This is a genomic window from Enteractinococcus helveticum (genome assembly GCF_020742345.1).
In the GTDB taxonomy this organism is placed as follows: domain Bacteria; phylum Actinomycetota; class Actinomycetes; order Actinomycetales; family Micrococcaceae; genus Yaniella; species Yaniella helvetica_A.
The window spans coordinates 1-21,704 of sequence record NZ_DYXC01000030.1; the positions used below are offsets into that span (position 1 = coordinate 1).

Below are 21,704 nucleotides of genomic sequence, written 5' to 3' on the forward strand. Positions count from 1 at the left end.
GGAACGGTTATCGCGTTTATCTCGGCACGCATGCGCACCGAACATATCGACGACGCGTAGATCTGGACTCTTCAACACAAACAAAACAGCGCCACACGTTATGTGCGGCGCTGTCGTAAAGCTTATTGAAAGAAGTACCCGGTGGTTACTTCTTGCCACCGAAGCCTTTGAAGCGAGCGTTGAAGCGCTCAACACGGCCAGCGGTGTCCAAAATACGTTGCTTACCGGTGTAGAACGGGTGCGAAGCAGCAGAAATTTCAACATCGATTACCGGGTAGGTGTTGCCGTCTTCCCACTCCGCGGTGCGTTCCGAAGTAGCGGTGGTACGGGTCAGTACACGTTCGCCTGATGCCAGGTCGTTGAAGATTACGTAGTTGTAATCAGGGTGAATATCTTGTTTCATACTCAGTTCCTTCGATAGTGCCACTGGATTTTGCCAGCCGCACGAAGACTAATTGATAAATTGGTTGTTAGACCAAGGACTTATCTTACACGGTATTCGATGACCTAGCATCTTCTATAGGCTGCGTGTCGATCGTCACCAACGACGTTGCCGGCGGTGCTACCACTAGCCATTGATGAGAGGCAACACCATGTTGATGATCCCCGCGATTCCCACGATCACGATGACCATGCGCAGCACAGTGGCTTTGATGCGTCGACCGATCCTGGCGCCGAGTGAGCCGCCGATCAGTGATGATACCGCGATGAGTAGCACGGCAGTCCAGTCGATACGATCAAAAGCGAAGAGTAGATACCCTGTAGCCGCGATGAGATTGACGGCTAAAGACAACCAAGTCTTAATAGCGTTAGCATGCACGAGAGTGCCAGTCGTCATAAAGACACCCAGGATGCCCATCAGTAAGACGCCTTGCGCGGCGACGAAATACCCGCCGTAAATACCCGTGAGGAACACAAGGATAAAAAGCGCAGGAGTCACCTTGCCTGACGGCAATGGTGAGACTTCTGGACTGATGGGCTCATCACCATCTGCCTGACGGCGTCGTCGGACCCACGCGTTAAGGCGTGGCTGAAATACGACGAACAGGATCGCGAAGACGATGAGAATCGGTGCTGCGTACTCAAAGACGGTTGCGGGCAATTGCATCAACAGCGTGGCCCCGATGAGTCCACCGGCCAGTGATCCCCACGTGAGTTTTCTGGCTATCGTACCGGCTTCACGAAGTTCGCGCCGATAACCCCATGTTCCAGAAAACCCGGCTGCAACCAAGCCTATGGCATTGGACATTTGGGCGGTGACCGGTGGGAAGCCCACTGCAACGAGTGTGGGAAAGGTGACGAGTGTGCCGGAACCAACGACCGAGTTAATGGTTCCGGCCCAGAAGCCAGCTAGTAGCACAATGAGTACTTGCCACCACTCTAAACCCAATAATTCCATGGGACTCCTTGAACGTGTTTAGGTGCGTGCGAAGGCTGAGAACCGACCTTCAGCATTTCGGGACACGTTCAAGGGTAGCCGGAAAGCTTCTGACAAGGTTTCTTCGGTTAACGCTGTTTCGACAGGGCCGGCCGCAATGACCTGACCTTCTCGCAAGAGCATTGCGTGGGTGAAGTTAGGTGGAATTTCCTCTACGTGGTGGGTCACCAGGATCGGTGTGGGAGCAAACGCATCACTGGCTAACTGTGTCAGAGACCGAACAAGCGTTTCACGGCCCGCTAGATCCAGTCCCGCTGCCGGCTCGTCCAAGATCAACAGTTCGGGGTCGGTCATCATGGCACGAGCAATTAGAGCACGCTTGCGTTCGCCTTCTGAAAGTGTCCGGAATTTCCGGTCTTCATATCCGGCGATCCCCCAGCGTGCCAACAGCTGTTCGGCACGCTGGAGATCTTCTGGTTCGTATACCTCGCGCCAGCGCCCAGTGACACCATAGGCCGCGGTCACTACAAGGTTCTTGATCGTTTCACCTCCCGGTACTTGCTGGGCTAACAGTGTTGATGACAAGCCGATTGACGGGCGGAGATCAAAAACATCGACCGCGCCCAGGACTTCACCTAAGATTGCGACGTTGCCCTTGGTGGGATGAGCACGAGCTGCTGCAATATTGATTAGTGTCGATTTACCTGCACCGTTGGGTCCCATCACTATCCAACGCTGTCCCTCTTCGACGTGCCAGGAAACATCATCCAGTAACACGTTTTGGCCACGACGAAGCGTGACGTGTGACATATGGAGGACAGAATCTTCTAGTGGTTCAAATTCGTGAGGGGTCACGATAGGGCGTTGCGCAATTGTTGCAGAGGGGATCAATTCGGTGGAACTCATAGCAACCAGACTAGGCTAGTTGCACAACGATTTGGTGAAAGGAACCGGTAATGCCCATAAATATTGCCAACATGAAGATTGGTGACCGCGTAGTGGTCTATAACAACGTGGGGCATCCACATTTGGACGGAGTACCCACTTACGCGGAGGATCTTGAAGGTGTTGGTTTTACCGGTCATCGGTGGGTATCGGCAGCAGATCGGCTTAAAGATCTGCCTGCCGACTGGTACTCTGCTGTACTTCCGTCAGCACAGGTTGAAATACATAAGGGCCACGCTCCCCTGGTAGTTTTTGATGTGGATTCAACTCTGATCCATGAGGAAGTCATCGAGTTGCTGGCAGCTCACGCTGGTAAGGAGCAAGAGGTCGCTGAGGTTACTGAACGTGCGATGCGGGGCGAAATTGATTTTGCAGACTCATTGCACCACCGAGTAGCAACTCTGGCTGGCCTTCCACAAGAGGTCCTCGATGAGGTCGCAGCCGCGGCCACAATTCATGACGGCGCCCAGGAGCTGGTCAATGCCGTGCAACAAGCCGGTGGGTACGTATATGCCGTATCTGGAGGGTTCACTCATGCGCTGGAGCCACTGGCCAAACAGCTTGGGTTAGACGGATTTGCAGCCAATATCTTGGAGATCGCAGAGGGCAAACTGACAGGCAAGGTAACCGGCCGTGTGATAGATCGAACCGCTAAGGCAGAAATGTTGCGTCAGTGGGCGAGGGAACAGAACGTGCCGCTGGAGGCGACGGTGGCGGTTGGTGATGGTGCCAATGACCTCGACATGATTGACCTTGCGGGGTACGGTGTCGGGTTCTGTCCAAAACCGATCGTGCGCAAGCATGCCGACAGTATTATTGAGGTCCCCACTCACGACATTCTGCGAGCAGTCCTGGGGTTCTAAGGCCCCTGGAACGGTACTGAGAAATTGTCTACTAGGCGATCGCTGGGCGTCCGGGGAATATGCCTTCGTGAACGTTAGCGTTTTCAAACCGGTGCATCATTTCATGGGCGCCACCGTGCGGTGTTTCTAAAATAAATTGTAACTCTGCAGGATACAGCGCATAGAGGCCTAAGCAGTGGACAGTGTGACCTTCGACCATGAATGTTGTGGCATCAGGGGGCATGGACAGTACCTGCTCTATGAGAAGTCCCGAGAACTCAGATTTGGGGTAGGTCTGGTGAATCGTGCGACGCGCCCGCGTGGAGTGACCGTACCCTAACCATGTGTCGTAGAGATATGTCATTCTGGCCAGCTGCTTCATGACCAGGATCGGCCAGCTGAACCGTTTGGCGCGACTGTCAGGCATCCGTTGAATCTCAGATACTGATGGCCAATCCCCCGGTAAGGTCAAAACCAACTCGGCACGTTCGTAGTATTCTGCTCCAGCTGGAACCTTCATGGGGTGGGCTGAGAGTCCAGCGGTCACCATTGTCCAAATCGGTCTTTGGGCGGTCGGTTCCCACATGAATATATCGAGATGCATATGGTCCGAATGCGTTTCATGAAAGACCGTTGGCTCTCCGTCGATGAATTGACCGATATGCTCGGGCAACGCTTCAATGAGATGGCGCTCGAATTGTTCGACTTTCGAATTTCTTTGCGATACAGAAAAGTGTGTCATGTGCTCAACCTAGAAGGTTCGACAGCACAGTAGTGGCCGAGTCATCCGAATTGTGGATAACCACTGTCCTGTAGTGGCTGGAGACGATAAGGGCACCGAAATTCCTTTCGGTGCCCTGTCGTTATGAGGAAACGTTATTTCTTGTCGATCTGTTCGAAATAATCCTGCGCACCACCGACATATTCGGTGTACCCAACTTCCAGCTCGTCTCGTCCAACCAGGGCGGCGATTTCTGCTGCGAACTCATCAACAGTGTAGAGTTTTCCTGCTGCTTGACGCCGTGATTCGATGGCGTCAGGGTTCAACCGGTTCAGTAGTGTGGCGGTAATTGTGCCTTCGATCATGTCAGCGGTGACGACGACAAATCCGATGCCTTTTTCTTTTAGCATTGGAATACGTTCACGCAAAGCAACTTCACCGGCGCGTTTTGACTTGGCGACTGGTTCGTATTCCGGCATGGTTGGGACGTCATCGATAAAGTGCGCCTGGTGACTGGTGACGTACACAACCTGTCCACCGGCTTCCATCGCCTCGATGGCCTCTTCCATCATGTCCACCTGGGCGTCACGGTTGAGCCGCATGGCATAGTCTTCACCCATATCGGATTCCATGCCGCCTGAAGCATTCAGCACCAGCACGTCAAGTCCGCCAAATGAGTCTCTGGCAGCTTGAATCATGGCTGCGCGGCCCTCGGATGTGGTGATATCGCCACCGACCGCGACAGCCTTGCCACCGGCTTCTTGGATCTGCTTGACGACCTTATTGGCTCGTGGGGCTTTTTGTCGGTAGTTAATGACTATCCCTGCACCTCGGTCAGCCAGAAGTTGTGCAGTGGCGGCTCCGACACCGCGCGATGAACCGGTGACGATAATGCTTTTATCAGCCAAATCTTGAGTTTGTGTCATGTGTCTTAGTGTCCCATCCCGAGGCCGCCATCTACTGGGATGACTGCGCCCGAAATATAGCTTGCTTCATCTGACGCCAACCAGCGAACCACATTTGCAACTTCTTCTGGTGCTGCAAAGCGTCCTGCCGGGATGGCTTGTTTATATTGCTTTTGCAAATCTTCGCTGAGCTCTTGCGTCATCTCGGTATCAATGTAGCCGGGGGCAACCACGTTGGCGGTGATGTTGCGCGAGCCCAATTCACGGGTCAAGGAACGCGCCATGCCGACGAGACCCGATTTAGAGGCGGCGTAGTTGACTTGACCTGGTGAACCGTACAGCCCGACGACCGAAGAGATGAAGATAACCCGCCCCTTCTTCAGACGGATCATGCCCCGTGTTGCGCGTTTCAGTGCACGGAAGGAACCTGTCAGATTGGTGTTAATCACCTGTTCGAAGTCATCTTCGGACATGCGTAGGAGCAACTGGTCGTTGGTGACACCAGCGTTGTTCACCAACACTTCTACCGGACCGTGAACTTCTTCAACTTTTTCAAATGCGGTGTCCAATGAGGCCATATCGGTGACATCGGCTTGAACCGTGAATACATCTTCCGGGCCTTCACCAGAACGCGAGGTGATGGCGACCTTATCGCCATTAGCTTGAAAAGCCCGGGCGATGGCCAAGCCAATCCCCCGGTTTCCGCCGGTTACTAATACACTTCGGCCTTGCGCCACATTTACTCCTTGAGATTGATTAAGTCGCTTTGCCACTACTCTATGCTGGATAGTGAGAGAATAGAGGTTGCAACCCCTAACGTAACGAAATTTGTGCCGCACACGTACGGCGCGAAAGGAGGCGATTTGACGCATCGGTCGAAATCTTCCTCCCGACACCAGCGGCATGATCGTCGAGAGCATGCTCGCCAGCAGAAAAAAGAAGACCGACAGGTCTATCTCATTACCGGAGCATCAGAGTCGGTCGTCGCTGATTCAGAGCGCAAAAACCGTATCTATGCCGTACTAATCGGCGTGCGAATTGCCTCGTTATTTGTGGTCCTGATGACCCACGGTTGGGTTCAGATTGTAGTCTTTATCGGTGGCATGTTGGCTCCATGGATTGGCGTGCAGATCGCCAACAATATTCGACAAGTGCAAGATCGGTCAATCACTGCCGTTGCTCCCCAACAAGCCGCACTTGCAGCAGCCAAACACGAGCCGAAAGAAGGCGACGATAACACCGTGATCGTCGGCGATATCGTCGACGACAATACCGACTCCGGCACGCCTTCCGCTGAATCCACGGCAGACCCCGCTGATCTGGACGAAGATGAGAAGAAGCATGATGACACAAGGTCCTGATCTTCTAGGAAATCTTCTCCAGTCCGGTTCGGCGACAACCGAACCGGAAAGTACCGTGCCACAATGCTCTCGAAAAGCATGCACAGCAGACGCACGATGGCAGCTGCTATGGAATAACCCGAAAATTCATACCCCAGATCGTCGTAAAATATGGTTGGCCTGTGATGAACACAAACAGTTTCTTGCCGACTTCTTATCGTCTCGGGCTTTTCTCAAGGAAATCCAACCGCTACCCAGGTGACAATGTTTCATGAGTATTGAACAACAGACTGAATCCACCCAAAAACCGAAGCTGAACTTCCGGTTTTTGTTGTCTGGCGCCTGGATTGCTGGGTTTATCTTCTGCATCATTTTCGCCATTATTACTGTGTTCTTGGGCGAATGGCAGATGGACCGTCGCATGGAAAAGCTTGACGAGATCAATAAGATCGTCGATAACTACGACATTGAACCAGTGCCCTACGATGAGGCAGGGCATCTGTTTGAGAACTTTGAAGAACAGCACAAATGGACTCCAGTCATCGTACAGGGTGAGTATTTGGAAGAAGACACGCTCGTTGCACGAAACCGGCCTCGAGCTGGCGAACCGGGTTTTGAGGTGTTGGTTCCTTTCCTCACTGAATCCGGCGATCACATCCTGGTTGACCGAGGGTGGCTACCTATTGGTGAAGATGCCACTGCACCAGACACGGTGCCTGCCCCGCCTGAAGGCCAAGCACGCATTATCGTTCGTGTCGTGCCAGGAGAACAGACCATCAATCGTAATGCTCCCGACGGTCAAGTAGCCTCCATTCATCTTCCAACGGTCAGCGAACAACTCGACTATGAGATCGCAGAAGAAGCTTATGGGTTGATGGCTGGTGAATCACCACAGATGGATGTGGTGCCACAACAGATGCCGGAACCGCAGCGTGATGAGGGGCCCCACTTGTCCTATTCAATGCAGTGGTTTACGTTTGGGCTGATGTCGTTCGTCGTCTGGGGCTGGCTTGCCTATCAAAAGGCTGTCCGAAACCGCGAAGACGAAATGTACGGCGAGCGAGAAGAAGACGGCTATATATCGGCACACCGGATCGAACGGGTCAAACCGGTGAAACGTCGTAGGGGTCAAATGACCGACGAAGAAATTGAAGACGCGATGCTCAACAGCTAATGCTCTGTTGAGCTTAGGCGAGTTCGACCAACTCCAAATAGTCTTCTGACCAGATATCCTCATCGGCGTCTGGCAAAACCAGTACGCGATCAGGGTCGAGCGCTTGCACCGCGCCGGCATCGTGGGTAACCAGAATGATGGCACCTTCGTAATTGCGAATTGCTGACAGAATCTCTTCGCGTGAGGCTGGATCGAGGTTGTTCGTGGGCTCATCGAGCAGCAGCACATTGGCACCAGAAACCACCAGAGTTGCTAACGCCAGCCGAGTTTTTTCGCCACCCGACAACACACCTGCAGGTTTATGCGCGTCGTCACCAGAAAAAAGGAACGACCCCAGTACAGTTCGTGCTGAGGTTTCATCCAGGTTCGGTGCTGATGACATCATGTTTTCTAATACAGACTGATTGATGTCTAGTGTCTCATGTTCTTGGGCATAGTAGCCCAATTTCAGACCGTATCCGGGTTCCACTTGGCCTGAATCGGGTTCCTCATAACCGGCTAAGAGCTTGAGTAGCGTTGTCTTACCCGCACCGTTGAACCCAAGAATGACGACACGAGAGCCCTGATCAATAGCCAGGTCGACTCCGGTAAAAACTTCGGTTGAGCCATATGATTTTGATAGACCGCTGGCCGTTAGCGGTACTTTCCCACACGGTGCAGGGGTCGGGAAGCGCAGGTTTGCCACTTTTTCTTCGATACGTTTATCTGCCAGGCCAGAAAGCATACGATCAGCTCGACGTGCCATATTCTGAGCGGCCACGGCTTTGGTTGCCTTTGCTCGCATCTTATCGGCTTGAGCATACAAGGCTGCGGCTTTCTTTTCGGCAGAAGCACGTTCACGACGACGACGTCGTTCATCGACTTCGCGTTGTTTGAGATAGGCACGGTAGCCCATCGAATAAATATCAATGACCTGGCGGGTCGCATCCAGAAAGAAAACGATGTTGACGACCTCGTCGATTAGATCGAGGTCGTGAGAGATGATCAGCAGCCCACCCTCGTAGGTCTTTAAATACTCGCGTAACCATATGATGGAGTCGGCATCGAGGTGGTTAGTTGGCTCATCGAGAATCATGGTGTCTGGTTTTTCAAACAGGATTCGGGCCAGCTCCACGCGCCGACGCTGCCCGCCAGACAGAGTCTCCAACGGCCGGTCCATGATGCTGTTCTCCAACCCGAGATTGGCTGCAATGGATGCGGCATGAGATTGAGCTGCGTATCCCCCGGCGGCGATGAATTCGGCTTCGGCAGCTGGATAGCGACGCATGCCGCGTTCCATAAGTTTGGGATCTGATGAACTCATCTCTTCTTCGGCCCGACGCATGCGGCGTGATAGCTCAGCCAAATCTCGTGCCGATAAAATCCTGTCCCGCACCGACTGCGTCAGATCGCCGGTGCGAGGATCCTGCGGTAGGTAGCCGACGGTTCCGGAACGCATCACTTTGCCTGTTGCGGGGATGACTTCATCCATGAGCACTTTGGTCAGCGTGGTTTTACCGGCGCCGTTGCGTCCCACCAGCCCGATACGGTCGCCGGCGTTGATGTGGAACGTGACATCGGACAGCAGGGTCCGAGAGCCAACCACAACAGATAACTGTTGTGCTGAAATCATGCGTGTACTACCTCAGGATGTTGAAATGGGATGGGCACAGTCTAGTGTATTGGGGTCCGAAGGACTTCACGATTTTGTTCACTGTTCGGTTCGGTATAGGACGTCCATCCCGGCTTCGATGAGTCGTGCAAGTTCCTGGTGCGGTGTGATGCCACGCTGTTGGGCGCGGGTTACGATCTCATCAGCCATGCTGCGATCCAATGGTGTGTGAACGGTGACGGAACCGTTCGGGCTGGCTGTGATACCGGGTTCGGCTTCGGCAGGTTGCAACGTGGCAGCGTCGCTGTCGTTGTCTATATTGAGTCCCGGGCCAGACGGTGCTGGTTGACCGTTTTGGAATCCTTTGGCCATGGCATTGGCACGGGAGTCGGCGGCTTCATTGAGCGGGTGGCCAGCGTGGCCTTTGACCCATTTGAAAGTGATGGTCCGTCCCGCTTGTTGGGCTTCGGTCATGAGCTTGTCGAGTTGGATCATCAGATCTTGGTTGACCACTGGTTTGCCGTCGGCTTTCTTCCAGCCGCGTTTTTTCCAGCCGGTCATCCATTTCGTGATCGAATTGATGGCGTATTGAGAGTCGGCCAGGATGTTTAGATCATGGTCCGTATTGCGGGTTGCTTCCAGGATTTTGATAATGGCGGTCAGTTCGCCGCGGTTGTTGGTGGCTTCATCCCAGCCCCCAGCGGCCCAGTTGGAGTCGTCGATGTACCAGGCCCAGCCTGCTGGCCCGGGGTTGCCGAGTGCTGATCCATCTACGCCGACTGTGAGCATGTGTGTCCTTGATCGTCTGAAAGTAGGGGCGTTCTTAGTGTAAAGGGTTAAATGACCAACCGGTCGCATACCGGATGGAGTGCGACCGGTTGGTGATAAACCAGTTGGGTTAGATATTGAAGCCTAGCGCGCGCATTTGCTCGCGTCCGTCTTCAGTGATCCGCTCTGGTCCCCATGGAGGCATCCAGACCCAGTTGAGGCGCCATTCGTCAACCATAGTCTCTACCGCACGGCCAACCTGATCTTCGATCACATCAGTGAGCGGGCAGGCGGCCGTGGTGAGCGTCATGTCAACGATGAGCGCGCCGTCTTCGGCGTAGTTCAGACCGTACAGCAGTCCCAGATCAACGATATTGACACCGAGTTCGGGGTCGATGACGTCTTTGAGGGCTTCTTTAATGTCATCTAATGGTGTTTGTGCAACAGTGGACATGTTTACCTCCTGATCCGTCTGCTTAGCACGTTATCAGAGTTGCCTCAGGCGGTGGCTTCGGTCTTTTCGTAGTTGACGTAGCCTTCGTCCTCAAGGCGATCAGCCAATTCTGCGCCACCGGAGTCGACGATTTTGCCGTCGACGAAGACGTGTACGAAGTCTGGCTTGATGTAACGCAGGATGCGGGTGTAGTGGGTGATTAATAAGTTACCCAGGTCGTTGTTTTCTTGGGCACGGTTGACACCTGCGGAAACGACACGTAGGGCGTCGATGTCCAGGCCAGAGTCGGTTTCGTCGAGGATGGCGAATTTTGGTTTGAAGAGTTCTAGCTGCAGGATCTCTGCGCGTTTCTTCTCACCACCGGAGAACCCTTCGTTGACGTTACGAGTTGCAAAGGTTGGGTCCATTTCGAGGTTGTTCATGGCCTCGCGGACGTCTTTGGTCCAAGTACGAATCGATGGGGCTTCACCGTCGAGAGCGGTTTTTGCGGTACGCAGGAAGTTTGTCATGGAGACGCCGGGTACCTCAACTGGGTACTGCATGGCGAGGAACAGGCCGGCCTGGGCGCGTTCGTCGACTTCCATTTCTAGGACATCCTCGCCGTCCAGCAGGATTTCACCGCTGGTGACGTTATATGATGGGTGACCAGCTATGGCCTGGGCCAGGGTGGACTTTCCGGAACCGTTTGGACCCATGATGGCGTGGGTTTCACCCGATTTGATGGTCAGGCTGACACCTTTGAGGATCTCTACTTCGCCCTGTTCGGTATCGATGCTGACGTGCAGATCTTTGATCTCAAGAGTTGACATTGTTGTAAAAGTCTCCTTGTTGCCCGTGGGATACGGGTCTTTTGGTAATGGCTACAAGCGGGGTTTAGAGCTCAAGTCCGGCGATTTCTTCTTCCATGACTTCTGTCACGGCTTTTTCGACTTCCTCGATGCCGATCTTCTGGATGATTTCGTTGAGGAAACCACGTACGATCAGCTTGCGTGCGACCGGCTCTGGGATACCCCGAGCCATCAGGTAGAACAGTTGCTGTTCATCAAAGCGTCCAACGGAGGATGCGTGACCACCGGAGTCGATGATGCCAGTTTCGATTTCTAGGTTTGGAATCGAGTCGGCCTGTGCGCCTTCGGTCAGCAGAAGGTTTTCGTTCTTTTCGTACGAGTCGGTTCCTGAGGTGTTGCCCTGAATCAGGACGTCTCCAACCCATACGGTACGTGCACCTTGTCCCTGCAGTGCACCCTTGTAGAGCGCATCCGAGGTGCAGTTATCGGTCGAGTGGTCAATGAAGATGCGATGTTCCAGGTGCTGTCCGGCGTCTGCGAAGTACAGGCCGTACATGTTGGTGGTGGCACCTTCACCGGCGAAACGGGTGATCGGGGTCAGCCGAACCAGCGAACCGCCGTAGGTGATGACGACGTGTTTGAAGGTCGAGTCTTTACCCAGGGATGCCTGTTGTGAACCGATATGTACGGTTTCGTCGTCCCAGGCCTGAACCGAGGTGACATTGACGTTGGCACCTTCACCAATGGCAAACTCAATGTTTTGCGAGACAATCGCTTTGCCGGTCTGGTTGATCACCAGGTTGACGTGGGTGTTTGCGCCGACAGCCACGTAGATGTGTTGTGCTGCTGGATCCATCGAGTTGCCCTCCACCGATACGGTGATCGGGGTATCGATCTCGAGGTTGTCAGCAACGGTGATCACGGTGGCTTGGCTGAATGATGCCCAGGCTGCCGCGGAGGTGCGGTCGTCTGGGATCATGAAGGAGCCGAGGCGTTTATCATCGCGACCCACGGTTTCGATAGTGACACCATCGACTTCGGTTACCGTGACTTTTGGCGCAGCACCGGTGAGCAGTGCGTCGTCGCCGTCTGGCAGGTGCAGCCCGGCCAGACGGTGCAGCGGGGTGAAGCGCCAGTCTTCTTCTTCACCGGTCAGGACGGGAAAATCTGCAAGGTTGTAGCTGGTGGGACGATCCGCACGGGAGGTGCCGAATTTTACTTCGTCGCTGTCGGACTGCTGGCCAGTCGCTTGCTTGACGACAAGTGTTTCGCCTTCTTCGCCCATCCCCGGTATTAACAGGGCTGGACCGTCGTCGAGAGTAGTTGCGTCAGTGTTGGCCACGCTTAGCCCACCGATCCTTCCATTTGCAATTCAATGAGTTTGTTCAGTTCCAGTGCGTATTCCATTGGCAGATGGCGCGAAATAGGTTCTACGAAACCGCGGACGATCATGGCCATGGCTTCTTCTTCTGACAGGCCACGGCTCATCAGGTAGAACAGCTGCATTTCGGAGACCTTGGAAACGGTTGCCTCATGCCCCAGGGTGACATCGTCTTCGCGAATGTCAATGTATGGGTAGGTGTCGGTACGGGAAATCGTATCGACTAACAACGCGTCACACTCGGTGTTGTTTGTGGAGTTTTTGGCACCTTCGGTGATCTGTACCAGACCGCGGTAAGCGGAGCGTCCCCCACCACGGGCAACAGATTTGGAGATGATGTTCGATTTGGTATTTGGGGCCAAGTGAACCATCTTGGAGCCGGTGTCCTGATGCTGTCCGGCACCAGCAAATGCCATGGTCAAGGTTTCGCCTTGTGCATGTTCGCCGGTGAGGTAGACGGCCGGGTATTTCATGGTGACCTTGGAACCGATGTTGCCATCGACCCATTCCATAGTGCCGCCTTCTTCAACGACTGCACGCTTGGTAACCAGGTTGTATACGTTGTTTGACCAGTTCTGAATCGTCGTGTAACGAACGCGGGCGTTCTTTTTGACGATAATTTCAACGACGGCGGAGTGCAGCGAGTCCGTCTTATAGATCGGTGCTGTACAGCCTTCAACGTAATGAACGTAGGAGCCTTCATCGGCGATGATCAAGGTGCGCTCAAACTGACCCATGTTCTCGGTGTTAATCCGGAAGTAGGCCTGTAGTGGGATCTCGACGTGAACGCCTTTTGGCACATATACGTACGAGCCACCCGACCAGACTGCGGTGTTCAGTGCGGAGAACTTGTTGTCACCTACTGGAATGACGGAGCCGAAGTACTCTTTGAACATGTCTTCGTGTTCTTTGAGCCCGGTGTCGGTATCCAGGAAGACAACACCCTGGCGTTCTAGCTCATCGTTGATCTGATGGTAGACAACCTCAGATTCGTACTGGGCTGCCACACCGGCGACGAGACGCTCGCGTTCGGCTTCCGGAATCCCCAGACGCTCGTAAGTTTCCAGAATGTCTTCTGGCAGGTCTTCCCAGCGGGTGGCCTGGCGCTCGGTCGAGCGAACGAAGTATTTGATCTGATCGAAATCGATGCCGGAGAGGTCTGCACCCCACGTTGGCATCGGTTTGCGATCAAAGTAGCGAAGACCCTTCAGGCGGGTTTTCAGCATCCACTCTGGCTCGTCTTTTAGCGCAGAGATGTTGCGGACGACATCTTCATTGAGGCCGCGTACCGCTTTTTCTCCGGCTGGATCCGGGTCATGCCAGCCGAATTCGTAGGGTCCGATGGCTTCCAGTTCTGGGTTTGCGTCCAGAACGTCTTGGATCACACCGGGATGGGCGGTTTCTTGACTGATTTGATCCGTCATTATCAACCTCTTTTATAACGGGTCGTGATTTGGTGATCATCAATAAAGCCTGTTGCGACTTTCGATGATTATGGTTTTTGTTCGTCCACTAAAACTATCGGGAACTCGTTGCTGCTCTGAGTGACGCATGTGCTGCCCGCCCCAATGGTACGTGGGTGTTACACACATGGCCACCTGTGGGCATTGTCGCGAGTCGTCGAACGTCTACTTCTAGTAAACGCGCGAATAAGTCAGTTTCTTCCTCACAAAACAGTGGAAATTCTCCGGCCAGTTCTTGGATTGGGCAATGTCCCTGGCAGATCTGGGCGGCGCGCAGAGTGGTAACCTTCGCGGTTCTTCCGGCGCGGCGTGTCGTTGCCGCGAAGCCGAGCTCTGCGAGCACGTTGGTCAGCGTTTGAATCCGATCGTTGAGTGTTGAGTTCTCACCGATCTCTTCATGGAAGCGCTGTTCGATGTTGCTGAAATAATTTCGGGCAAAGCCCCGCAGGGCTTCTTGTCCACCGAGTTCACGGATCGCAGTCATCGCGTCCTTGGCGACCTCCAGATAATCATCGCCGAGTTCAACCTGACCCTGTTGGGTCACAACATATCGACGTGATGGCCTTCCAGCTCCGCGTTGGGAGCCCGAAACGGCTTTGACCTCGACGAGCCCTTCTTCTTCGAGTGCATCCAGGTGACGACGTACAGCAGCGGCGGTGAGATCGAGATTCTTACCGATTGTCGCAGCGCTAACCGGTCCTTGTGACAGGACAGCATGCATAACCTTTTGGCGGGTCGTTTTGGTGGGACCGCTACCAGAAGTGGGATTATCTGAGGGGCTATCAGCGAATTTAGTAAACATGGTATGCCCTAATTATAGACAACTTCGGCTATTTGGCTAGCCAGGGTCCGTATGTTCCTGCTCACGGACGATGATGTTTTGCTGTTGGCCAAGGCGCCGAAACCCGCGCATGACAGTAATTGTCAGAATATGCGGCTAAACTAAGGCCGTATTTATTCTTGATTCTGCACTAGTGTTGTGATTTCTCGTTCATGCTGTCATTAACAAATGTTCATCGCGATGTGCCGGCTCGTAACGGCCGCTTCCACATTCTTAAGGGAGTGAGCTTTCGTGCCCAAGCCGGTGAGGTCACAGCCCTGTTGGGGCCCAATGGTGCGGGGAAAACCACGACGCTATCGATAGCGCAAGGCATTGATAAGGCCAGTGCTGGAACCGTACGGTTGCTTGGTGTTGACCCATATCGCGCTGGAGCTGACTTACGCAGCCAAGTCGGTGTGATGTTACAAGACGGCGGGTTGCCCATGGCAGTCACCGGGCAACGGTTACTTCAGCACCTGCAACGGCTCTATCGACAGCCTGCCGATATTGATGCTTTGATGGACCGCTTAGACATCAACGACTTCAAAGACCGGCAGATTCGACGGTTATCCGGTGGGCAACGGCAACGGCTGGGCATGGCAGCAGCCCTGGTAGGACGCCCCCGGGTGGTTTTTTTAGATGAGCCGTCGGCGGGACTCGATCCGGTATCCCGCCGTATTGTGTTTGAACTCATCGAAGAACTCAAAGCTGTGGGGGTCTGCATTATTTTGACCACGCATCTATTAGAAGACGCCCAGCGATTGGCTGATCACGTCGTGTTGATTCGCGACGGTCGAGTTGAAGCCGCAGGTTCAGTCCAGGAACTGACCGCCACGGGGTTTCGGCCACCGTTTACTTTTCGGGTGGCCGAGGAGTTGACCGTTGAACAACGTCAGGATTTTCCGCCGCACCTAAGCTTGTTTCGCGATGACCTTCAAACAGAATCCTTGACGTGGTGTGTATCTGGCATCGAAGGACCCGCCGATCTTCATGCCCTGACGGCATGGATGGTTCACCACGACATCATGCCCGTGGATATGGGGTTGAATAGCAAGTCACTTGAAGACGTATTTTGGGAGTTGACGGCACATGACCACGCTTGATCTGACGCCGGTAGAAAGACCGCACTCGGCATCTTTGGTCTCCAAAGTATTAGCGCAAGGTCGCTACGAAACCCGAGTGACGGTGACAAACGGCGAACAACTGTTGGTCTCAATTATCCTACCCTTGCTGGCCTTAGCAGGCCTGTATTTCACTGATCTATTTGATACTCCCGGGGGGCCGTCGACGATCGACATTGCTACGCCGGGTATCCTTGCGCTATCTGTGTTGTCATCTGGGCTAACCGGCCAAGGCATTGCGACAGGTTTTGACCGCCGCTACGGGGTGCTGCAATATCTGGCTACCACTCCGCTGGGCCCGATCGGGCTGCTATTAGGCAAAGTTGTTGCCGTCCTGATGGTACAAACCACCCAACTGGTGGTTATCGGTGGCGTGGCTCTGCTATTGGGCTGGTCCCCCGAAGTTTCAGGTGTCGGCATGGCGCTGCTATTCGTCATCCTGGGAGCTATGACCTTTACAGGACTGGGCTTATTGATTGCCGGGACAGTACGCGCTGAAGCGACCCTGGCCATCACAAATATTTCCTGGGTCATCCTAGGTGCGCTGGGCGGCGTCGTCTTCCCAGTAGCTGAATTCGCCGGCAGCGTGTTTGTCGACTATCTACCGTCGGCAGCCCTTGGAAACGGGCTACGCGCTGCCCTCTTGGATGGCAGCTTCGACGGCCTTTCACTGGTCATTCTGTGTATCTGGGCCGTCCTCCTAAGCCTTGGCACTATACGCTGGTTTAAGTGGCGTTAATCCATGTGCCATCATCACGAGTGTGGCAACACACTCACCACGAATATTGAGGGATTCTTTTCATGACTACTTCAGGCGATCACGCGGCCCACAGTTGGGTTGATGTGCTAATGCCTCGCACGTTCACCCTGTGGACCATGATTCTCGGCGTAGCCTCAGTCATCTCCCAGGCCGGCATTATCGTCACCGGTGGAGCTGTGCGCTTGACGGCGTCGGGTCTGGGCTGTTCCGAGTGGCCACGGTGCACCCCTGACTCCTATGTGACAACCCCGGAGATGGGTATTCACGGGATGATCGAATTTGGCAACCGTCTACTGACCTTTGTACTGGCTGCAATTGCCGTGCTCATGATTCTAGCGCTACTCCGGGTCCGCAAGACACACCGGTCGCTATTCAATATGTCAATCGTCCTGTTCTTGGTTATTCCCGCACAGGCTGTTATCGGTGGCATAACCGTCTGGACCGATCTGAACCCATGGGTTGTCAGCCTGCACTTCATCGTCTCGGCGATTATGGTCTCGGTCGCGACATTATTGGCTCATCGCATTGGTGCTGAACGACGGGCTCGCCTGACCAACGACCATCCGGTCCGGGTACAGGACGGTCAATCGAATTCTCTGACCCGAGTCTGTGCGATCGTGATTTATGTTGCCGGCTGGGTCGTACTGGTTATCGGTACGGTCGTAACCGGGTCTGGGCCACACGGTGGCGACCCAACAGCTCCACGACACGACTTTGACCAATTGCTGGTGACCCGCATGCATGCTGCTCCCGTCTACCTCATGACCATTTTGGCGATCGTGGTGGCTGTCATGATGTACCGCATGGATACGTCACAGCGGCAGCGTCGGGCAGTCTGGGCATTTATCGCGGTGATCGTGTTCCAGGCCTTGGTGGGCTTCTACCAGCACTTCAATGGGCTACCGATTCTTGTAGTTGGCTTACATATGGTCGGCATCGGACTCGTCACCTGGGCCATGACCATGGTGTTGGACGTATTTACCGCAAAGTACACCACCCGACCCACCCAAGCCGAACGAATTGTCGAAGGTCCAAAAGAACATTTAGCCTCGGCATAATCTCCCGTAGGCAGACCTCAGGGTCTCCAAAAGTGTAATAACTGCCAGCGTCGTCATTGGCGCTGGCCGTCTTACATTAAGCGATGACACAAAAGACTGTCATTCCACGTTTGATCAGCTATCGATGTGTAGCACCACAAAATTTCACATCGTGCTGCTCTTTATTGGAGTCATGTTTATCGGTATGAGGGGCCGCGCCAGGGCTGACCTGCCGTTGGCGGGGGATGTCATTGTGTAAGCAAAACAAAAGCACCCGCACTGTGATGTCGCGAGTGCTTTTCAGCTGTGTTTTCAAGCTACGGCGTCATTGACCCAGCCCATCGGATGGGATTTCTTCGCCGTCGTCGGAGGGCTGCTCAGTAGTGTTCGTCGTCGCATCGGATTCGACGGTCTCATACCACAGGGCGCTGATGAGACCGGTGTCATCAACTTGAATGTGTAAATCAACCGGTTGGGCGGTCAGATCGGGTGTCAGCCGGGTGATCCCATAATTGGGTTCAGGTTCTTCGTAGTCGGATGGCACAAACGGCAGCGATGGCCGCAATTGTGAGTTCAGCGTGCCCACCAGCGAGTCCACGGGGATGTCCTCTGACAGTTCGGGCGAAACGCGGGGGTACCAGTCTTGTTTATTGATGGCTCGGATGCCGTTGATCTCTTCCACAACCCATTCGGAGGTCTGGGCGACCTCGGTATCTGGGAAAGTGACTGCTGCGACGTGAGTTGGTGCTGCACCTTGATCTGGGAGGTCGTCAGCGATATCGGGATCCGCCACGCAACCGGTCAGTGTCAATGTGGTTGCGGTGAACAGGGTCAGCAGGATGGTGCGTGGTGTTGTAAGTTGCATAGTTTATGGTGCGGTGACCATGTCTCCCATGAGTGGTGTCCCGACGAATGGATCCACGGCAAGCGCGACGAAGATCAACGTCAGATAGGTGATGGACAGATGGAAGACGCGCATGGCCTTCTTATCGGTGAAGTCTGGACGTTGGGAGTCACGGTATAGCTTATGCGCTTCGTAAATGAACCAGCCACCCGATACTGCCGCGGTCGCCGTGTAGACGATCCCTGCCCAACCCATGGGCGCCAATAACAGCGAGAAGATCACGGTCGCCCAGGTGTAGAGCACAACCTGTGAGGAAACACGGCGGGATGTGGCAATCGCGCCGAGCATTGGGACAGCGACTTCTTGGTAGTCCTCTTTATATTTCAGGCTCAGTGGCCAGTAATGCGGAGGCGTCCACAAGAAAATCACAACGAAGAGTACGACGGCGGGCCATTCAACGGTGCCGCGGACAGCAGCCCAGGCAATCAGCACCGGGAAGCAACCGGCCAGGCCGCCCCAGATAATATTCTGTTCGGTGCGGCGCTTCAGAATGAGTGAGTAGACGACGACGTAAAAGAAGATAGCAGCGATACCGAAGGCGGTGGCCAGCCAGTTGGTCCCGAGTGCCAAGATCGCAATGGAGGCTACGGTGAGCACCCATGAGAAGATTAAGGTTTCGCGAGGGGTCACTTCGCCGGTGACTAGTGGACGGTTTTTAGTCCGCTTCATGTGCTGGTCAATGTCACGGTCGATGTAACAGTTAAATGATCCCGATGCACCGGCTGCTAATGCGCCACCTACCATGGTTGCCAAGACGGTCCATAAGTCAGGCCAACCGCGGTGAGCAAAAATCATAGTTGGCAACGTGGTGACCAACAACAGTTCGATAACTCGAGGTTTCGTCAGTGCCAGATATGCTTTGGCCTTACGTCGAAACCCGATTTTTTCTCGAGTCGGCTCCGAAGCAGAAGTGAGCGATGCGCTCTGTTTGGTTGCGGACTCTAGCGATGTTGACATCAATACTCTCGTATTCTACGTAACAAGTAAGTAAATCTTTGGCTACCGTGACATGTCGGTGCCTCTATATAGTGTAGCTGTTGTGTAACGCCCCGCGCGCAAATCATGGCTGTCCGCGCCTTTTGCCCGGTAAGCTTAGAGAGTGTTTTTGCTTTAGCAGCACCCAATTGGCTCAACTATCGCTACCTTTCAGGAAGGCATTTCGTGGTTTCCTCCGCAACAAATCCGTCCGTCTCGACGACCGCACTCAACCGCCAGCTTCCCGCCCGAGAGTATGTCTACTCTGATCAGGATCGACGCGTGGTTGACACCTTACGCGTACTCGCCGCAGACGCGGTGGAAAAGGTTGGGTCGGGCCACCCGGGCACCGCGTTCTCCTTGTCACCGGTTGCCTGGCAGTTGTTTCAAAACATTATGCACTTTGATCCCAGCGATCCACACTGGGCAGGCCGCGACCGCTTCATCCTCTCCCCTGGTCACACGTCGCTCACACTGTACCTACAATTATTCGCCGCTGGTGCCGGACTGGAAATGGAAGACCTCCAGGCATTGCGTACCTGGGGATCAAAAACACCCGGTCACCCGGAATACGGCGATACCGACCACGTAGAAATTACCACCGGCCCGCTTGGTCAGGGTCTAGCCTCGGCTGTCGGCTTTGCCTATGATCAGCGTCGTGTCCGTGGTTTGCTTGACCCGCAAGCAGCTCCCGGTAGTTCACCGTTTGATCACCACGTGTTCGTGATCGCTTCTGACGGCGATCTCCAAGAAGGTGTGACCTCTGAAGCGTCGTCGCTGGCTGGTACCCAAGAACTGGGCAACCTCATCGTCATCTGGGATGATAATAAAATCTCCATCGAAGACGACACAGACATTTCCTTTACCGAAAATGTTGAGCAGCGCTACGAAGCTTACGGATGGCATGTACAGCGCATCGATTGGTTGCAGACTGGCGACTACGTCGAAGATACCAAAGCACTGTACGAAGCAATCATTAATGCCAAAAAAGAAACTGCTAAGCCTTCGCTGATTTCACTGCGCACGATCATCGGCTGGCCATCACCGACGAAACAAAATACCGGTGGTATACACGGCGCGAAACTGGGGGCCGAAGAACTTGCTGGACTCAAAGAGGTCTTGGGATTCAACACCGATGAACACTTCGTGATGGACGACGCACTTCTGAAACATGCGCGCACTGTCCAACAACGCTCGGCGGAGTACCGTGAGAACTGGGAAGCCGCATATCAGAGCTGGCGAGATGAGAATCCTGATGCTGCTAGGCTTTATGATCGCCTAGTAGCTGGTGAATTACCAGAGGGTTTCGAGGATGTCTTCCCAACGTTCGAGGCATCTGAAGGATCCATGGCCACGCGTGCGGCATCTGGCAAGGTACTGTCAGCTCTGGCCGATGTTATGCCTGAACTGTGGGGTGGCTCAGCCGACCTGGCCGGCTCAAATAACACCACCATGGCCGGTGAGCCATCATTTTTGCCGGTGGAGCGCCAAACCACTAGCTGGTCGGGTCACCCTTATGGACGCACCCTACACTTCGGGATCCGTGAGCACGCCTCCGGCGCTATCGTCAACGGGATTACCCTGGGTGGGCTTACCCGAGGCTATGCTGGCACATTCCTGATTTTCTCGGACTATATGCGCCCAGCGGTACGCCTGGCAGCACTGATGGGTGTCCCAGCAATTTATGTCTGGACCCACGACTCGATCGGTCTAGGAGAGGATGGCCCAACTCACCAGCCCGTTGAACACCTAGCAGCACTGCGTGCGATCCCGAATTTTGACGTTGTCCGCCCAGCAGATGCCAATGAAGTCTCGGTTGCGTGGAAGACCATTCTGTCCCAGCGCGAACGTCCATCCGGGATGATTCTGTCTCGTCAGGCACTGCCGGTCTTTGACCGCAGCCGGGACGGGTTCCGTCCAGCCGACGGTGTCGCACGCGGTGCATACGTGCTGGTTGAAGCCAGCAATGACCGCGGCGAAACGAACCCTGACGTCGTACTGATTGCAACCGGTTCAGAAGTTCAATTGGCGGTGGAAGCCCGTCAAACACTTCAAGCTTCTGGCATTGCCACGCGCGTGGTATCGGCCCCATGTCTGGAATGGTTCGACGCCCAAGATGAGGACTACCGCAACGAGGTGCTGCCGACAACTGCGCTCCGGGTCTCGATCGAGGCCGGTGTTGAACAAGGCTGGCAGCAATACACCAGCGGTCATGGCCATTCGGTCTCGCTGGAACACTTCGGTGCCTCGGCTGATTACCAGACGCTGTTTAGCAAATTCGGTATTACCGCCGAAGCCCTCGTGAATAAAGTCAACAGCCTCTACAACGCCTAAGGA

The 21,704-nt window shown here is 54.3% G+C and carries 22 protein-coding genes; 7 read left to right on the forward strand and 15 right to left on the reverse strand.

Features of this window, described 5'->3' with window-relative positions; genetic code table 11:
- Nucleotides 1-145 precede the first annotated feature (145 nt).
- The 3 genes from K8V32_RS02370 to K8V32_RS02380 all read right to left on the reverse strand — a co-directional run bounded on the left by K8V32_RS02370 (nucleotide 146) and on the right by K8V32_RS02380 (nucleotide 2,188).
- The gene (locus tag K8V32_RS02370) at nucleotides 146-403 is read right to left on the reverse strand and encodes a type B 50S ribosomal protein L31 (RefSeq protein WP_043058278.1); all 258 of its coding nucleotides are present in this window, start codon (nucleotides 401-403) and stop codon (nucleotides 146-148) included.
- Between the two features lie 165 nt (nucleotides 404-568).
- Nucleotides 569-1,399 carry a sulfite exporter TauE/SafE family protein gene (locus K8V32_RS02375; RefSeq protein ID WP_303902300.1) on the reverse strand — a complete coding sequence of 277 codons (831 nt, stop codon included), beginning with the start codon at nucleotides 1,397-1,399 and terminating at the stop codon, nucleotides 569-571.
- Between the two features lie 18 nt (nucleotides 1,400-1,417).
- Nucleotides 1,418-2,188, reverse strand: coding sequence for an ABC transporter ATP-binding protein (locus K8V32_RS02380; protein ID WP_303902448.1), 771 nt, complete (start codon nucleotides 2,186-2,188; stop codon nucleotides 1,418-1,420).
- Nucleotides 2,189-2,334: 146 nt separating this feature from the next.
- On the opposite strand from K8V32_RS02380, the gene serB reads away from it, so the two are divergent.
- Nucleotides 2,335-3,186, forward strand: a complete 852-nt coding sequence (gene serB / locus K8V32_RS02385; RefSeq protein WP_303902303.1) for a phosphoserine phosphatase SerB — start codon at nucleotides 2,335-2,337, stop codon at nucleotides 3,184-3,186.
- Nucleotides 3,187-3,217: 31 nt separating this feature from the next.
- On the opposite strand, the gene K8V32_RS02390 is transcribed toward serB, so the two are convergent.
- From K8V32_RS02390 to fabG, 3 genes are all read right to left on the reverse strand, one after another.
- Nucleotides 3,218-3,907, reverse strand: a complete 690-nt coding sequence (locus K8V32_RS02390; protein ID WP_303902305.1) for a suppressor of fused domain protein — start codon at nucleotides 3,905-3,907, stop codon at nucleotides 3,218-3,220.
- A 134-nt stretch (nucleotides 3,908-4,041) separates the two neighbouring features.
- Nucleotides 4,042-4,812 (reverse strand): SDR family oxidoreductase, encoded by a 771-nt coding sequence (locus K8V32_RS02395; protein ID WP_303902308.1) that lies wholly within the window; start codon nucleotides 4,810-4,812, stop codon nucleotides 4,042-4,044.
- A 5-nt stretch (nucleotides 4,813-4,817) separates the two neighbouring features.
- On the reverse strand, nucleotides 4,818-5,528 hold the full coding sequence (fabG, locus tag K8V32_RS02400; RefSeq protein ID WP_303902311.1) for a 3-oxoacyl-[acyl-carrier-protein] reductase: 711 nt from the start codon (nucleotides 5,526-5,528) through the stop codon (nucleotides 4,818-4,820).
- Between the two features lie 126 nt (nucleotides 5,529-5,654).
- On the opposite strand from fabG, the gene K8V32_RS02405 reads away from it, so the two are divergent.
- Together K8V32_RS02405 and K8V32_RS02415 are read left to right on the forward strand one after the other, a co-directional pair.
- Nucleotides 5,655-6,152, forward strand: a complete 498-nt coding sequence (locus tag K8V32_RS02405) for a DUF3099 domain-containing protein (RefSeq protein WP_303902314.1) — start codon at nucleotides 5,655-5,657, stop codon at nucleotides 6,150-6,152.
- A 250-nt stretch (nucleotides 6,153-6,402) separates the two neighbouring features.
- Nucleotides 6,403-7,305, forward strand: coding sequence for an SURF1 family cytochrome oxidase biogenesis protein (locus K8V32_RS02415; protein ID WP_303902317.1), 903 nt, complete (start codon nucleotides 6,403-6,405; stop codon nucleotides 7,303-7,305).
- Nucleotides 7,306-7,318: 13 nt separating this feature from the next.
- Here the strand turns inward: K8V32_RS02415 and K8V32_RS02420 are convergent, their stop codons facing one another.
- From K8V32_RS02420 to K8V32_RS02450, 7 genes are all read right to left on the reverse strand, one after another.
- Nucleotides 7,319-8,917, reverse strand: a complete 1,599-nt coding sequence (locus tag K8V32_RS02420; protein WP_303902320.1) for an ABC-F family ATP-binding cassette domain-containing protein — start codon at nucleotides 8,915-8,917, stop codon at nucleotides 7,319-7,321.
- A gap of 78 nt (nucleotides 8,918-8,995) precedes the next feature.
- Complete coding sequence (locus K8V32_RS02425) at nucleotides 8,996-9,685, reverse strand: ribonuclease H family protein (RefSeq protein ID WP_303902323.1); 690 nt, start codon at nucleotides 9,683-9,685, stop codon at nucleotides 8,996-8,998.
- 109 nt (nucleotides 9,686-9,794) lie between these two features.
- Nucleotides 9,795-10,118: a metal-sulfur cluster assembly factor gene (locus K8V32_RS02430; protein ID WP_303902326.1), complete on the reverse strand. Its 324-nt coding sequence runs from the start codon at nucleotides 10,116-10,118 to the stop codon at nucleotides 9,795-9,797.
- A 44-nt stretch (nucleotides 10,119-10,162) separates the two neighbouring features.
- Nucleotides 10,163-10,927 (reverse strand): Fe-S cluster assembly ATPase SufC, encoded by a 765-nt coding sequence (gene sufC / locus K8V32_RS02435; protein ID WP_303902329.1) that lies wholly within the window; start codon nucleotides 10,925-10,927, stop codon nucleotides 10,163-10,165.
- 64 nt (nucleotides 10,928-10,991) lie between these two features.
- Nucleotides 10,992-12,191: a Fe-S cluster assembly protein SufD gene (sufD, locus tag K8V32_RS02440; RefSeq protein ID WP_524536675.1), complete on the reverse strand. Its 1,200-nt coding sequence runs from the start codon at nucleotides 12,189-12,191 to the stop codon at nucleotides 10,992-10,994.
- Nucleotides 12,192-12,250: 59 nt separating this feature from the next.
- Nucleotides 12,251-13,711, reverse strand: coding sequence for a Fe-S cluster assembly protein SufB (sufB, locus tag K8V32_RS02445; RefSeq protein WP_303902335.1), 1,461 nt, complete (start codon nucleotides 13,709-13,711; stop codon nucleotides 12,251-12,253).
- 94 nt (nucleotides 13,712-13,805) lie between these two features.
- Entirely contained in the window at nucleotides 13,806-14,552 is a 747-nt protein-coding gene (locus K8V32_RS02450) for a helix-turn-helix transcriptional regulator (protein WP_303902338.1), read from the reverse strand.
- A 260-nt stretch (nucleotides 14,553-14,812) separates the two neighbouring features.
- On the opposite strand from K8V32_RS02450, the gene K8V32_RS02455 reads away from it, so the two are divergent.
- The 3 genes from K8V32_RS02455 to K8V32_RS02465 all read left to right on the forward strand — a co-directional run bounded on the left by K8V32_RS02455 (nucleotide 14,813) and on the right by K8V32_RS02465 (nucleotide 17,509).
- Entirely contained in the window at nucleotides 14,813-15,673 is an 861-nt protein-coding gene (locus K8V32_RS02455) for an ABC transporter ATP-binding protein (protein ID WP_303902341.1), read from the forward strand.
- Entirely contained in the window at nucleotides 15,660-16,430 is a 771-nt protein-coding gene (locus K8V32_RS02460) for an ABC transporter permease (protein WP_303902344.1), read from the forward strand. Before K8V32_RS02455 ends, K8V32_RS02460 begins: the two co-directional genes overlap by 14 nt.
- Nucleotides 16,431-16,492: 62 nt before the next feature.
- Nucleotides 16,493-17,509, forward strand: coding sequence for a COX15/CtaA family protein (locus K8V32_RS02465; protein ID WP_303902347.1), 1,017 nt, complete (start codon nucleotides 16,493-16,495; stop codon nucleotides 17,507-17,509).
- A gap of 304 nt (nucleotides 17,510-17,813) precedes the next feature.
- Here K8V32_RS02465 and K8V32_RS02470 read toward each other — a convergent pair whose 3' ends face one another.
- A complete protein-coding gene (locus K8V32_RS02470; RefSeq protein ID WP_303902350.1) occupies nucleotides 17,814-18,353 on the reverse strand; it encodes a Cpe/LpqF family protein in 540 nt (179 codons plus the stop codon).
- A gap of 3 nt (nucleotides 18,354-18,356) precedes the next feature.
- Nucleotides 18,357-19,349, reverse strand: coding sequence for a heme o synthase (locus tag K8V32_RS02475; protein WP_303902454.1), 993 nt, complete (start codon nucleotides 19,347-19,349; stop codon nucleotides 18,357-18,359).
- 204 nt (nucleotides 19,350-19,553) lie between these two features.
- On the opposite strand from K8V32_RS02475, the gene tkt reads away from it, so the two are divergent.
- On the forward strand, nucleotides 19,554-21,701 hold the full coding sequence (gene tkt / locus K8V32_RS02480) for a transketolase (protein WP_303902352.1): 2,148 nt from the start codon (nucleotides 19,554-19,556) through the stop codon (nucleotides 21,699-21,701).
- Nucleotides 21,702-21,704 lie beyond the last annotated feature (3 nt).

Excerpts from the sequence above, each read along its gene's own strand:
- K8V32_RS02465 (WP_303902347.1), top strand. The coding sequence starts at position 16,493 with ATGACTACTTCAGGCGATCACGCGGCCCACAGTTGGGTTGATGTGCTA.
- sufB (WP_303902335.1), bottom strand. The coding sequence starts at position 13,711 with ATGACGGATCAAATCAGTCAAGAAACCGCCCATCCCGGTGTGATCCAA.
- K8V32_RS02430 (WP_303902326.1), bottom strand. The coding sequence starts at position 10,118 with ATGTCCACTGTTGCACAAACACCATTAGATGACATTAAAGAAGCCCTC.
- K8V32_RS02475 (WP_303902454.1), bottom strand. The coding sequence starts at position 19,349 with ATGTCAACATCGCTAGAGTCCGCAACCAAACAGAGCGCATCGCTCACT.
- K8V32_RS02425 (WP_303902323.1), bottom strand. The coding sequence starts at position 9,685 with ATGCTCACAGTCGGCGTAGATGGATCAGCACTCGGCAACCCCGGGCCA.
- K8V32_RS02415 (WP_303902317.1), top strand. The coding sequence starts at position 6,403 with ATGAGTATTGAACAACAGACTGAATCCACCCAAAAACCGAAGCTGAAC.
- sufC (WP_303902329.1), bottom strand. The coding sequence starts at position 10,927 with ATGTCAACTCTTGAGATCAAAGATCTGCACGTCAGCATCGATACCGAA.
- K8V32_RS02395 (WP_303902308.1), bottom strand. The coding sequence starts at position 4,812 with ATGACACAAACTCAAGATTTGGCTGATAAAAGCATTATCGTCACCGGT.
- K8V32_RS02470 (WP_303902350.1), bottom strand. The coding sequence starts at position 18,353 with ATGCAACTTACAACACCACGCACCATCCTGCTGACCCTGTTCACCGCA.
- K8V32_RS02460 (WP_303902344.1), top strand. The coding sequence starts at position 15,660 with ATGACCACGCTTGATCTGACGCCGGTAGAAAGACCGCACTCGGCATCT.
- K8V32_RS02450 (WP_303902338.1), bottom strand. The coding sequence starts at position 14,552 with ATGTTTACTAAATTCGCTGATAGCCCCTCAGATAATCCCACTTCTGGT.
- K8V32_RS02380 (WP_303902448.1), bottom strand. The coding sequence starts at position 2,188 with ATGTCACACGTCACGCTTCGTCGTGGCCAAAACGTGTTACTGGATGAT.
- serB (WP_303902303.1), top strand. The coding sequence starts at position 2,335 with ATGCCCATAAATATTGCCAACATGAAGATTGGTGACCGCGTAGTGGTC.
- K8V32_RS02390 (WP_303902305.1), bottom strand. The coding sequence starts at position 3,907 with ATGACACACTTTTCTGTATCGCAAAGAAATTCGAAAGTCGAACAATTC.
- K8V32_RS02375 (WP_303902300.1), bottom strand. The coding sequence starts at position 1,399 with ATGGAATTATTGGGTTTAGAGTGGTGGCAAGTACTCATTGTGCTACTA.
- K8V32_RS02420 (WP_303902320.1), bottom strand. The coding sequence starts at position 8,917 with ATGATTTCAGCACAACAGTTATCTGTTGTGGTTGGCTCTCGGACCCTG.
- sufD (WP_524536675.1), bottom strand. The coding sequence starts at position 12,191 with ATGGGCGAAGAAGGCGAAACACTTGTCGTCAAGCAAGCGACTGGCCAG.
- K8V32_RS02370 (WP_043058278.1), bottom strand. The coding sequence starts at position 403 with ATGAAACAAGATATTCACCCTGATTACAACTACGTAATCTTCAACGAC.